The 12,844-nt window shown below is 61.2% G+C and carries 6 protein-coding genes and 4 pseudogenes; 6 read left to right on the top strand and 4 right to left on the bottom strand.

Features of this window, described 5'->3' with window-relative positions; genetic code table 11:
- A pseudogene (locus E5W87_RS05640) lies at nucleotides 1-245 on the top strand (hypothetical protein); the annotation flags it as partial.
- Between the two features lie 214 nt (nucleotides 246-459).
- Here E5W87_RS05640 and E5W87_RS05635 read toward each other — a convergent pair.
- Genes E5W87_RS05635 through E5W87_RS05620 form a run of 4 tightly spaced genes read right to left on the bottom strand, consistent with a single transcriptional unit; the run spans nucleotide 460 to nucleotide 3,414 of the window.
- Entirely contained in the window at nucleotides 460-2,019 is a 1,560-nt protein-coding gene (locus E5W87_RS05635; protein WP_292394791.1) for an E2 ligase fold family C protein, read from the bottom strand.
- A gap of 3 nt (nucleotides 2,020-2,022) precedes the next feature.
- Entirely contained in the window at nucleotides 2,023-2,511 is a 489-nt protein-coding gene (locus E5W87_RS05630) for a Mov34/MPN/PAD-1 family protein (protein WP_091595801.1), read from the bottom strand.
- Complete coding sequence (locus tag E5W87_RS05625) at nucleotides 2,508-3,125, bottom strand: putative metal-binding protein (RefSeq protein ID WP_091595799.1); 618 nt, start codon at nucleotides 3,123-3,125, stop codon at nucleotides 2,508-2,510. The genes E5W87_RS05630 and E5W87_RS05625 overlap by 4 nt, the downstream gene beginning before the upstream one ends.
- A complete protein-coding gene (locus tag E5W87_RS05620; protein ID WP_024505654.1) occupies nucleotides 3,118-3,414 on the bottom strand; it encodes a DUF2604 domain-containing protein in 297 nt (98 codons plus the stop codon). The genes E5W87_RS05625 and E5W87_RS05620 overlap by 8 nt, the downstream gene beginning before the upstream one ends.
- 903 nt (nucleotides 3,415-4,317) lie before the next feature.
- Here E5W87_RS05620 and E5W87_RS05615 point away from each other — a divergent pair.
- The 5 genes and pseudogenes from E5W87_RS05615 to E5W87_RS05595 all read left to right on the top strand — a co-directional run.
- On the top strand, nucleotides 4,318-5,214 hold the full coding sequence (locus tag E5W87_RS05615) for a hypothetical protein (protein WP_292394789.1): 897 nt from the start codon (nucleotides 4,318-4,320) through the stop codon (nucleotides 5,212-5,214).
- An 85-nt stretch (nucleotides 5,215-5,299) separates the two neighbouring features.
- A pseudogene (gene fni / locus E5W87_RS05610) lies at nucleotides 5,300-6,340 on the top strand (type 2 isopentenyl-diphosphate Delta-isomerase).
- A gap of 86 nt (nucleotides 6,341-6,426) precedes the next feature.
- Nucleotides 6,427-6,658: pseudogene (locus tag E5W87_RS05605) on the top strand (IS5/IS1182 family transposase); the annotation flags it as partial.
- Between the two features lie 665 nt (nucleotides 6,659-7,323).
- Nucleotides 7,324-9,493: pseudogene (locus E5W87_RS05600) on the top strand (DPP IV N-terminal domain-containing protein); the annotation flags it as partial.
- A gap of 279 nt (nucleotides 9,494-9,772) precedes the next feature.
- A partial coding sequence (locus E5W87_RS05595; RefSeq protein WP_292394787.1) for a Ulp1 family isopeptidase occupies nucleotides 9,773-12,844 on the top strand: 3,072 nt, incomplete at its 3' end.

The raw sequence follows: 12,844 nt of genomic DNA, 5'->3' as shown, positions 1-12,844 counted from the left end.
CCTTCCGCGATCGCGGCTCGTTGCACGCCGATTTCTGGTCGGGCAGCGCCGCCGATCTCGCCGAGCGTGACGCGATCGGCGTGTTCCCGGTCGGGGGCTGGTGGAAGGAGAAGCCTTACCTGGAACGCGTCGACGCTCTGGCTCGGTACGCCCTGATTGTGACGATTCGGGCGCCTGGGGTCGATGTTGACATCTTCACACCCGTCGAAGCAGCCCTGACTGTCGAGACGTCGGTCGAGACCTGATGCAGCACTGTCCAAACCGGCCAACAACGGAGGTTTGACCAGCCTCTGGTGCCATGGCGGCTGGTGCTGGATCATCACGTCGGCAAGGAGGTGTCAGGGATCATGCGCGGAGGACGATAGGCGGGCAAAGGAGCGGGCCAAGCGTGTCATAATGGCGCCCATGGTCACGCCCACAAGCCGCGCCCCCTGCGTCCACGGAGAGGTGCGCGTCTGCTTAGGCGGCCGAGACATCGCTTACCTGATCAACGGGCTCGCCGTATTTGCGCCTGTAAGCGGCAATGAAATCGTCGTCGCTACAGATGCAGCGGCCGCTGGAGTCCTTGGCCTTCGGATCGTGCAAGTGAGAGCCATGGGGGCGCAGAAGATTCACCCGAGTGCTCGTCGTCGGGCTCATGGGAAACCCCGCACTATGTTTGACCAAATCCGCGGCAAGCATAATCCCGGCAAGCACCGACTGAAAGGCCATCGGAACCACAGTTCGAACGCGGCGACTTCCTTCGCTAAGCTGGAACACCAGACCGCCGCAGATAGCCTGCTGATAAAAGGAGCGCAGGGGCTGGCCGACAAACGGGGCTAGCGGTTCAAACGGCACAGCCATCGCTGTAGCCACGCGAACTACAAAGTCGTTGGGAACTCCGGCATTGGTCTGCAGGAGCGTTTTCACCTGCTCGTGTGCTTCCGGTATTCCGAGTTCCTCGGCAATCAGCTGGTGCTCGTCCTTGGATTTTCCGGATGGCAGGTACATGCAACAAAGGCAAGCCTGGCCGTCATCGAAACCATGCCGGGAGATACCGAGATCGTGCTCCTGCGTCCAAGCGTTTGCGATCCATCGCGGCAGTGCACCTTGGACAGCCAGACGGTCGGCGGCGGTGTCAAGCGCCACACCCACTTGGTCGAAGACCCAATTGCCCCGGCGCGCAACATATTCTGCCCACGTCAGAGGGTGCGCCTCGACCTCAAGGGCAGTCGATCTAAGGGCGGTGGCTGCAAGAACCGCTTTGGACATACCAATCTCCGCCTGGCCAGCCAATGCGTAGCGCTGCAGGTTTGAGAGTTCGATCGCTTCGTGATCGATTACATGCAGACGACCCTTGAGATCGGGTTGTCTCGCTAGCGCCCAAAGCGAGCCATGGCCTATCGCACCGAGCCCAACGAGGTGGGTTTCGCCAAGGTCGACTGGGAAGTCGATCGGGCCAGGCTCCCCGGCTTTGGTCTTGTCGTAGCTGCATAGCGAGAGGTCGATGGTTTCGTCCAACTCGGCGCCGGTCAACTGGGCGGCGAAGATAGTTCGAAAGACGTTGGCGGCGCCGAAGCAACTGGCGGCGCCAGCTCCATAAGGCAGCAGACTTGGGCCAGAGCCCACCGGGTCCGTACGCGACAGCTTTGCCGCCCAACCGTCCGATCCCACGAAAAAGATCGGGCACCGGAGTGATGGGCGCGTTACCCCTGCAACGACGCAGACGGTGGCAGACTTGCCGGAACGCCGGATGCCGACTTTTGGATTGATCGACTTTGCCAAGCGCTCCAGCGCTTGGGCTTGAGAGCTCGCCGCGCTGTCCAGCGGGAGTATCGCCAGAACCGGGTAGAGCCTAGCGAGCAATCTCACCGCAAGATCTAGTGTCGCCTGGCCTTCGGCGCAGGAAGCGGCCTGATGGTCGAAGGCGACTGCCACGACCTGCTTTTCAAGAGCTGCTTTGAAGTCTCCCAGATGAAAATCGGCCAGGACCTGAGATGCCGCCGTGGCGGCGCGATCGATGAAGTTAGCGAATGCCATTGTTCAACTCGATATCATGATCATTCGCGACAGTGCCGCGGGAGGGAGCGCATTCCATTTGGCCTTTTCGTCAAGCCGATAGGCGGCGACCCGAGCAAAATCGAAAGGCTCGCGGGCGAAATTCGGCACCACCAGCGACAGACACCCAACCGTGGTAGCAACCGCATAAGCGTCGTCCGTCGTCGAATGGTAGGCGCGGCCCGGATGGCTGTGAATCTGGGCCAAGAGTTTCAGGCCGCTTTTGTAGAGCCAGACATTGAGCCGGTGCAGTTCTTCGGCCGCAACGATCACGCAAACGCCATCGTTTGTTCGAATGTGACGCTGCGCCGGGATAACCGTCTCTGTTACGGCAAAGTGCCGGTCTTCCTGAACGCCGACCCAAAGTGCCATCCCCTCATTGCCCTCGCGACCAACTGAGCGCAGATGCCCATGCGTGGTCGAGATGCAGCCGCGCGGGAGAGTCACGATCGTTACATCTCTCAAACCAGTCATTCTTGTATCGCCTGAGGGGATACCACCATTCCTACGATTGTCGGTTGGAGTTGAATCTGCAACTGCTCTATAGGAACGATTCCGTACTTGATGATCTTGTCCAGGATGAAGGCCAAACAGCCTTCGCCAGAACCCCGATGAAGTAGCCATGGATCACCTGAATGGGCTGGATTGTCGTGGTATTCCCGGACGCCCGCCATGCACAGGAATGGTTCGTCCTCGGGACTGTTGGCCTGGATGAAGTCCGTCAGCGGCACGGCGTTCTGCTGGATGAGAGCTCCTATCATCTCCGGCGGCGTTCCGGGCAGCGGCGGACGTCTAAGCATTTTCAGGTATAGATCTTTCCGGGCAATCGGATCACGCGTAAACGGATCGACGAAGACCACGGACGGTGGTCTTAAGTCGTAGTCGGTGAAGTCGACCTCGCTCGCTGCGCTGACCACCCGTGGCTTTAACTTGGGGCTGGCGAAAATGAAGAAAGCGCGCGGAAAAGTCGCCTCGATCAAGAAGCAGCCCTGAGCCCGATAGACATCAGCATATGGCCGGAACCGGCCGATCTCCCGATCAAACTTCGCTCGGGAGACCTCCGGATCCACACTTTGGGGTTTAGGCACCTGCGACGCCCGCCTTCAGGCTGAGGAACAGGGTCACAGTATTCGGGAAACCGAAATCGCCAAGCTTCTTGTCGACGTCGAGCAAGTTGCCGGCCTCATCCTTGAATTCCCAATTCTCGGCTGGTTGGGCGACATTCTGCGTGTTCTCAAGGGCTTTGGTACGAATGACGTGAAGCGGCTGGTTGGGATTGGCTTCGACCTGCGTGGGCTGGCCGTTCACCACCACCGTGATCTCGATCTTGCCCGGTCCGCCGCCGTGATTATCGCCCTTACCCGAATCCTTCGACATTGTCCTACTCCTGTGGCTTGCCAACCGCCCCACGCCCTGGCACCCACCTGCGAGTGAGACCGGCGGTCTTCAATCGTTCACCCGGCGCCACGGCCGCGAGTACGCGAAAGACAGGGGATAAGCTACCGAATCGGTGCTTGCCTTCTTTTATGGGTGACTTGAGCCGCAAGTAAATGGTCTCAAATTGCTCCTCACAACTATAATCGATTAGAGCAATGCGAAAATATTGGCGACACGCCTATTCATCTGCTCTCTCGCTCGCCTGCTCCGTGCTTGGCAAGGGGAGCTTTGACTGCGTCACGCGTCCCCCAAGCAGCCGATTGCGCCGGCAGCGCCGTAGGAACCGTCGTTCAGAGTCTTCACCACTCAAGCAGCCGCATGGATGCAGCCGACGCTCGTCTCCACAAACAGCGCAAGTGGTGCCTTGTTGGATAAGGTCGCCTCGTCCCTGGTGCAGCATCTGTCGGAACGGGTCCGCTGCGAGACCATGCCTCATCATCGCGCATGCGCAGCAGCCGGCGGTCGATGCTCGTAAGGCGTTCTGCTCATTTCGTGGCGAAGGCGCTGCTCGACTCGCGGACATATGCGGGCACCGAGGCGGAGGCTGACCAGTCGGCGCCGCGTTCGCGGATGTCGCTTGCAATGTGCTCGCGTGCGTTTGCCGCCGGCGACCTTGCCGTCCTCGCCTGCTATGGCGAGCCGGCGCAAGCGGATTGCTCGATACTGCCGGCGAGGCTGCGGGCCGGCTCCAAACGGCCGTTCACAAGAGCTTGCATCAGCAACTGGCAATCGGATCGATAACTTCGCGATCGCCGTTATGGCGCGGAGATGCGGTCTCGCCGGGTTGTGGCTGGCGCTTCGTTGGGGGCGGCGCGTCGTAGCCGAGGGAGCAGGGGCGGCGCCATGATCCAGACCGAACGCGCGCTGCAGCAGGTGCTTGAGTGGGGGCGTGCCCTGACCGGTTTCGCGGATGAGCATGCTGAGGAAGCGGTAAGGGGCGGCCAGTATATCCTGCAACGCATTCACCCGAGCCTGCGCGACACCAGCGCCCGCACCGGCCGCGATCCGCAGGACGAAACGCGGATCGTGGCGTTCTATCGCGAACTGGCGCTGCTGTTCTGGCTAGACGATTGCAACGACGTTGGCCTGATCGCGCCGGAGCAGCTCGCCGCCGTGGAGCAGGCGCTGGGGCACGGCGTACCGTGCGTGCTCTCCGGATTCGAGGGCTGCGCTCAGCTGCGCGCTTCGCTGGCTGCGCTCGCTTACGATCGTCGCGACTATGCTCGGCTTCTCGACTATACCCGGTGCTACTGCGCGGCGCTGCGCGCCGGACACGCGCAGGCGGCAGGGGCGCGACGCTGGTCTTACGCCGAGTACCTGCACAACGGCATCGATTCGATCGCTTACGGGAACGTGTTCTGTTGCCTGTCGCTGCTGTGGGGGCTGGACATGGCGACCTTGCGCGCGCGTCCAGCGTTTCGCCAGGTCCTGCGGCTCATCTCAGTGATAGGGCGCCTGCAGAACGATCTGCATGGACGCGACAAGGACAGGTCGGCTGGCGATAACGCGGCGATCCTGCTTCTGCAGCGCTATCCGGCTATGCCTGTGGTTGAGTTCCTCAACGACGAGTTGGCCGGCCATACGCGCATGCTGCACCGGGTGATGGCGGAAGAATGCTTTCCCGCGCCGTGGGGACCGTTGATCGAGGCGATGGCGGCGATCCGCGCGCAGTACTACCAGACTTCGACCAGCCGCTACCGCAGCGACGCTGCAGGGGGAGGCCAGCGTGCGTCGGCCTGAACGCGCCGGAGGCGGCGGCTTGGGCGCGCTGCCGTCGGTTCGATCCGACGCAACGCCGTCGCCCGCTGCTACGGATGGAGCGAGCATGAGCGACACCGCCCTGAGCCGGCGAAAGGACGAACATCTGGACATCGTGCTGGATCGGCGAACGGCGCCGGCCACGGTGGCCGCTGGCTGGGAGTACATCCATTTCGAACACTGCGCACTGCCCGAGTTGGACCTGACGCAGATCGACCTGCGCGCCTCGCTGCTGGGCAAGGCTATGCGGGCGCCGCTGCTGATCAGCTCTATGGCCGGCGGCATGCCACGGGCCGAGGCCATCAACCGGCATTTGAGCGAGGCAGCGCAAGCCTTGGGGATCGCCATGTGCGGTTCGCAGCGTGTGAGCCTGCCGCAACTCCCAGGGGCTAACGCGCGCGCTGCGCCGCCTGGCGCCAGACATTCCCTTGCTGGCCAATATCGGCGCCGCGCAACTGCGGGAGGCCGACGGCCTGGACCTGGCGCGTCGCGCGGTGGACGCGCTGGAGGCCGATGGGCTCATCGTCCATCTCAATCCGCTGCAGGAAGCGGTACAGCCGGAGGGCGACCGCGACTGGCGCGGCGTCCTGGCGCTGATCGCTGGCGCCGCGCGCATCGTGGGCGTGCCGATCGTGGCCAAGGAAGTGGGGGCGGGCCTGTCCGCCTCGGTGGCCTGTGCGCTCGTCGAGGCGGGCGTGGCGGTAATCGATGTCGCCGGCGCCGGCGGCACCAGTTGGGCCGCAGTGGAGGGCGAGCGCGCCCGCAATGCCGCCGACCGTGCAGTGGCGATGTCGTTCGCCGATTGGGGATTCCCACCCTGACCAGCGTGCAGGCGGTGCGTCGGGCGCTGCCAATGGTGAAGCTGATCGCGTCGGGCGGGATCCGCGATGGCGTCGACGTGGCCAAGGCCATCCGCCTGGGCGCGGACATCGCCGGGCAGGCGGCCAGCGTGCTGGGCGCGGCGACAGTGTCCACCGAGGCCGTTGTCGCGCATTTCGAGATCGTCATCCGCCAGTTGGCCGTCGCCTGCTTCTGCACCGGCTCGGCTGATCTGGCGGCGTTGCGTCAGGCGCGCTTGTTGCCCTCGTCGCATTTGTCCGCCGGTTGATGTCGGCGTCGTCCGCACGCTAACAGCAGGCTGCTGAACTACCTACGCCAAAGACAGACTATTGATCCCGCTGGCGAGACGGCTCGATTGACGGGAGCGATGTGTTCATGGAGCAGCTGTTCACGATGAAGCGGTTGGAAGATTTCGTTCCAGCCGGTCATCCTGGTGCCCGCACCGGCTGATGATCAATGGAGCGCTGGTGCGGCTAGACGGCATCCTTTCCGGCATGTACGCCTGCAGTGCCAAAGGCGGTCGCCCCAGCGTTGCGCCGGAGAAATTGCTGCGGGCCGTGTGTTGCAGGTGTTCTACAGCGTCCGTCGGAATTGATGCAGCAGGTGCTGCTGTGGCAAGGCCAAGACCCGGGAATGCCGTCAGCTTTGATCAGGCGCTTCGGGCCGTCGGAAACGCGCGAAGAGTCCGGCTTTCGAAAAAGGCCGAACGCCTCAGATAAGCCAGAACTCCTTGGGTCACCATCAAACCAATTTGACGCCCCGGGACAATTTCGTCCGGCATTGTCCGGTGTGCGACGATGTTGGGGATGCGACATAGGCGGATCGCCGTGTATTTAAACCGCTTTTCCTTTGGCACGCATATTGCGCCCTATCGGTAAACCTCGTCATGGGCCGGCGGCAATCGCTCGGAGATTGTCGAAATAGCACAATGATTTCTGCCGGGGTGACATCCGGCCCGACTAGAGCAGGACCTTTCAGATGATGCAGAAAAGCAAGCGGCCATACTCGCGGGGAAATAGTCGCGTCAGGGCTGCATGGACGCTCTTTCCTGGTTGTTTCGGCGGCGGACGCCAACTCTTCAATCGGCACCCGAACCAGTGCCTGGATGTCCAAGGAGCGCCCCTGTTGCGCGTGCCTGGCTGCACCCGCGTGCTGGCTCTCCTCCAAGGCGACGCTCGGCGCTGCTGCAGACCGGCGACGAGAACCCAACTTCAAAATTAGCATTCCGAAAACCGAAAGAAGTGAACAGGTATGTCCAGGATCGGCGCTTTGACGCGCGCGGCATGGCGATCGGCAACTCAGACGCTGGCCAAGGGTTCGAAGAGTTTACACCCGACGCTAGCGCCGGCCGATTTCAAGCGCGCACTTACGATCAACGATCGATATGGCGGGCTCACTGTCAATGTCCCCAAAATGCCTTTCTGGCTGACCGGGGGTGAAGCCTTCGTCTACCGCCGGACTAGCCACGGCGAGCAGCAGTTCATGCAGGTCGATGCTGCCACGGGTTTCAAGCGGCCCGCTTTCGATCAGGCGCGTCTGGCGGCAGCGCTAAACAAGGTGAGCCATGAGAGCTATCAAGCCGGCAATCTTCCGTTCGACCGTTTCGAACTGAGTGAGGATGGTCGCAGGCTCGACTTCCAGATTGAAGACACCCGGTGGAGCTGCGACCTTGCAAGCTATGACTGTACCAGCACCACATTCGATGCAAGGAAAGGGGACCGTAGGGAGCTCAGCCACCGCTACACGCCGCCAGCGGAGAACAACCCCGACAAGAGCAACGCGTCGCCCGACGGCAAATGGATCGCCTATATCAAGAACTGCAACGTTTTCCTGCGCAGCGAGGACGGATTGCAGGATGTTCCTCTGAGCCGGGACGGAGCCGAAGGCAATTGCTACGTCTTTTCGACGCTGAGCTGGTCGCCGGACTCGCGCCACCTCGCCGCTTACCTTGTTCGCCCCGGCTATAGGCGAGAGGTCCGCTACCTCAATTCTTCGACGGACCAGTTGGAGCGGGAATATTCAACAATATTCTATCCCAGGCCGGGCGATGTCCTTCCGCTGCCCCAGCCAGTCCTGTTCGACATTGCCGGCCGGCGCCAGATCGTGATTGACGGTGCCCTCTTCTCGAACGTCTTCGAACTTTCCCCTCTCCGGTGGTGGGCGGACAGCCGCGGCTTCACTTTCGAATATAACCAGCGCGGGCATCAGCTCTATCGCCTGGTCGAGGTAGACGCCGCCTCGGGCCGCGGGCGCTCCCTGATCGATGAGACCAGCGAGACATTCGTTGATTATTTGCCGCTGGGGCATGGCCAGGAGGATGCCGGAAAAATCTTCCGTTACGATGTCGATGACGGGAAGGAGATCATCTGGGCATCAGAGCGCGACGGGTATGAGCATTTGTATCTTTTCAACGGCCGGACAGGCGCGCTCGAAAACCAGATCACCCGAGGTGAGTGGGTCGTCCGGAGGGTCAACCATGTCGATCCGGTCAAGCGTCAGATCTGGTTCGAGGCGAGCGGGATGAACTCGCAGGAGGACCCCTATTGGGTCCATGCTTACCGCATCGGCTTTGACGGCAAGGGACTGACTGCACTGACGCCCGAACCGGCCAACCACCATATCGAGTTCTCGCCTGACAGGCGCTATTATGTCGATCTCTGGTCACGCATCGATCTGCCCCCGCGCATGGCACTCTACCGCGCCAGCGACAATGCCAAGCTCCAGCAGATCGAGACGGCCGACATTTCCGAGCTCGTCGCCGCAGGCTGGCAGCCGCCGCTCAGTTTCCATTCCAAGGGGCGCGACGGCAAAACTGACATCTGGGGCGTGCTCCACCTGCCAGCCAACTTCGACCCGACGAAGAAATACCCGGTTGTGGAGAATATCTATGCTGGACCCCACGGCTCCTTCGTCCCAAAATCCTTCTCGCGGTGGACAGAGCCGCTCACGCAGCTGGGCTTCGTCGTTGCTCAGATCGACGGCATGGGCACCAACAACCGCTCCCGCGCCTTCCATGATGTTGCTTGGAAGAATCTGAAGGACGCAGGATTTCCCGATCGCATTCTGTGGCACAAGGCGGCGGCCGCGCAATATCCATGGTACGACATATCCAACGTCGGCATTTTTGGCGCATCCGCCGGCGGCCAGTGCAGTCAGCGCGCTGCTCTTTCACCCCGATTTCTACAAGGTCGCCGTCGCCAAAAACGGCTGCTTCGACAACAGGATAGACAAGACCTGGTGGAACGAACTGTGGATGGGGTGGCCGGTCGGCATTGAATATTCGCAATCCTCCGCCGTTGACAATGCTCACAGGCTGCAGGGCAAGCTGATGATCGCGGTCGGCGAAATGGATGATAATGTCGATCCGTTTTGCTCGTTCCAGCTTGCCGATCGACTCATCAAGGCAGGAAAAGATTTTGACGCATCGACTATTCAGATTGATTGGCGTGATACCCGGCGCGGCCGCAACACGCTAGGCCGTCAACCGCTGAGCAGAAAACCAGCCTTCGCCTTCCGCGGCGGCGGACCTCGTCAGCCTTTCGAAAGCTTGCCTGAGTAGGTTGCTCATGTGATCTGTGGAAGTGAGGATAGCGTGCACCCGTACAAACTGGACATTCATCGTAGCAGCTTGGCTGCAGGTGCAGCACGCCGTACCGCACGAGCAAGCGGACAGGCCGGCCAAGCCGGTTTTGAGCAGCACTTGGGCGAATTGCAGGCGGCGGATGAGTTGATGAGTGCACCAGGCGAGGATGTCCTCGTCAATGGCTCGCATGGCAAAGGTGAGTTGAGACCAACGAAGAGGCAGAGGATCCAAAGCAATCTGCAGCATGCTGTCACTGAGCGGCAACCAGGTCAGGTTGGTGACTCAGGCGCTCGCGTGATGATGCAACTCCCTGCCCATCAGGTGGGTACATCGGAGCGGGAGGCGCAGCTCGCGATGCAGGGGGATGAGCACGAATACACCCCAGCGCCGCATCTCGATGGGTCGATGCCCTCGACAGTGCAGCCGGATCGTCCAATTGTGGCCCCCGACGGTGCCGACAAGCGTCCTGTTTATTCCAACGATGCCACCGCCATCGAAGGGCTGAAGTCTGCACTCCTTGCGGGTAAAGCCAGGCCGGACACGGTCACTCGCAGCGCAAATTCTCTTTTCGGCTTTAGTCGTTGGCTCTTTCAAAACAAAAAGCCAGGGTTTGCTGCTCGGCTTTACCATCCGTCGCTGAGCCAGGATCTCGAGGAGTACGAGAGTAGGGGTGGTTCCTCCACCGTGGCTGGCGCACTGCGTCAACTGATGAAGTCGATAGGCGGAGCCGCCCCGATTGTGGGTCGCGCTGTCCTGAACCCCCATCCTGACGACGCCGCGCTCACTAGACATTTCAGATCCGCGAGCGGCTACGCAACTGCTCTTAACCATTTCAGTCATTACCTACGTCAAAATGACAAGCTCGGGATTGCGGGCCGGATTTACGATGAATCGCTGGATAAAGATGTTGAGAGCTACAAGGCCGCCTCCTCTAATCGTGGAGCTCCGATCGAATCTGCACTGGTTTATCTCCGCAAGCACCCGCCGCGCGTTATACTCGGAGGTCATCTGGAAAACGCGGTCAGCATGGAGGCTCGTCCCCGTGGCGACGCTGCTCAGCATACCGCACCACAGCAGGGATTCGATTGGCCAGAGGAGCTCCTGCCGGTAGGTTATAAGGAGGGCACCGATCTACCATTGTCTCTCGCCCCAACCGCGCACCAACACCAAGCACCCGACTTTGGAGAGGCCGTCCCTCACTTGAACTGGCGCCACGGCGACCAGGGCGCCCCGGAGGGGCTGGTAGCTGCACGGGACAGGAGCAGCCCGCTGCCAAGCGAGGCGGTGCCACATAAATCTGGACGGGGACTCGCTACGCAGCCCAGATTGTGGGCGGAGAAATCCGCCTCGCCAGAGCTCTTTCGACGGCGGGCGGAGCAGGCTCTGCCGGCGTCCGCCAGAGGTGTGGAGACATCCTCCGCGGTTGATGAAGCCGCCGCTCGCCAAGCTTTGGCTTGGTTGCAGCAGGAGATGGAGGGGATCGAACCGATGCAGGATCCTCATAAGGTGGCTACACCGGAATGTGAGGCGCAGCTCGTCAGGCAGAGGGATGAGCACGAATCCACCCCAGCACCGCATCCCGGAGGTGGTGGGTCGATGCCCTCGACAGTGCAGCCGGATCGTCCAATTGTAGTCCCCAACGGTTCCGACAAGCGTCCTGTCTATTCCAACGATGCGACCGCTATCGAAGGGCTGAGGGCAGCATTCCACGCGGGTAAGGCCAGCGCGAACACGGTCACTTACAATGTAAATTCTCTTTTCGGCTTTAGTCGGTGGCTCCTTCAAAACAACAAGCCAGGGTTTGCTGCTCGGCTTTACCATTCGTCGCTGGATCAGGATCTCAAGGAGTACGAGAGTACGGGTGGTTCCTCCACCGTGGCTGGCGCACTGCGTTACCTCAAGAAGTCGACAGGCGGAGCCCCGATTATGGGTCGCCCTGTCGTGATCCCCTATCCTGACGATGCCGAGCTCATTAGAGATTACAGAGCCGCTTCGACCAAGGAGTACCTGGCAGCGCCTGCGACCGGACGGAATCCAGATACCGTGGGCGGCTATACAACTTTTCTTAGACATTTTAGCCAGTACCTGCGTCAAAATAACAAGCCTGGGATTGCGGCTCGGATTCACGACAAATCGCTGGATAAAGATGTTGAGAGCTTCAAGGCTGTCTCCTATGGTAATAGGCTAAGGATCGGTTCTGCATTGGCTCACCTCCGGGATATCCTGCCGCGCATTGTGCTCGGGCGCGAAACTGTCCTTGCTGCTCATCCGGCAGACGCAGTCACCAGGCGCGTTGGGGCCGCTGCTGAAGCTGGGCCAGCGGCACCGGCAAGAGCTCCCCAACCCGCCTCGCCAGCAACCGCTAAGCTGCCAGGCACCTACCGCGGCCTTCCACTGGTTGATGTGACCACACTGACGACCAGTTCCTCTGGGGCTCAGATCGGGGCGCTCGATCCGACAGCCCCGTCCAACGTTGCAACGGGGCGGGTGCTCGGCGCCGCCGAATGGCTGAGCGACGCCCATATCCAGAGAGATTACAATTTGCTGGAGGGGCAACTGCAGGGGATCAATCCGGCGCTCGCTGCCAGGACTCGGCTGGTGGATCCTTCCGTATCCCATCTACTGCGACACACGTCGCCGCAAGACGCTCGAGGCATATTGCAGTCCATCTATAATCAAAACAACGCCACAGCCGACTTCCTGTTCTTGCCAGTGAATAATGGCACGGCTACTAGCCCCGGCACCCATTGGTCGCTGCTGCTCGTTGATCGCCGCGACCCCGAAAGGCGGTTCGCCTATCACTACGACTCCCTCCAGCGAGAGGGATATAACGACGTGCCTGCAAAACAGCTCGCAGGACTGCTGAATGCTACCTTGGCGCCAGCCCCCATGGCTAGACAGACGAACCATTATGATTGCGGCGTATTTGTCCTGGAGGGCACGTGGGCGCTGGTTGAACGATTGGTGAAAGGGCAGCGGCCAGACCACGAGCCGCTGCCCCTCGACAACCTCGTTGCCGATCGGCAGGCGCTGCAAGACCGGCTAAGGAGGCGCTTGCCGCACGAGGAAGAGCCGCGGCAGCTGCTGGAGGATGAACCCGCCTCCCCACCGATGATGGCATTCGAGCCAGGGGAACTGCGGCAACTGTTGGAAGACGAGCCTGCCTCCCCACCAATGATGGCGTTCGAG

The sequence above is a fragment of the Mesorhizobium sp. genome, assembly GCF_004962925.1.
Taxonomy (GTDB): domain Bacteria; phylum Pseudomonadota; class Alphaproteobacteria; order Rhizobiales; family Rhizobiaceae; genus Mesorhizobium.
Note: the sequence above shows the minus strand (reverse complement) of the source record. Positions and strands in the feature narration are given on the sequence as shown.

Excerpts from the sequence above, each read along its gene's own strand:
- E5W87_RS05615 (WP_292394789.1), top strand. The coding sequence starts at position 4,318 with ATGATCCAGACCGAACGCGCGCTGCAGCAGGTGCTTGAGTGGGGGCGT.
- E5W87_RS05635 (WP_292394791.1), bottom strand. The coding sequence starts at position 2,019 with ATGGCATTCGCTAACTTCATCGATCGCGCCGCCACGGCGGCATCTCAG.
- E5W87_RS05630 (WP_091595801.1), bottom strand. The coding sequence starts at position 2,511 with ATGACTGGTTTGAGAGATGTAACGATCGTGACTCTCCCGCGCGGCTGC.
- E5W87_RS05620 (WP_024505654.1), bottom strand. The coding sequence starts at position 3,414 with ATGTCGAAGGATTCGGGTAAGGGCGATAATCACGGCGGCGGACCGGGC.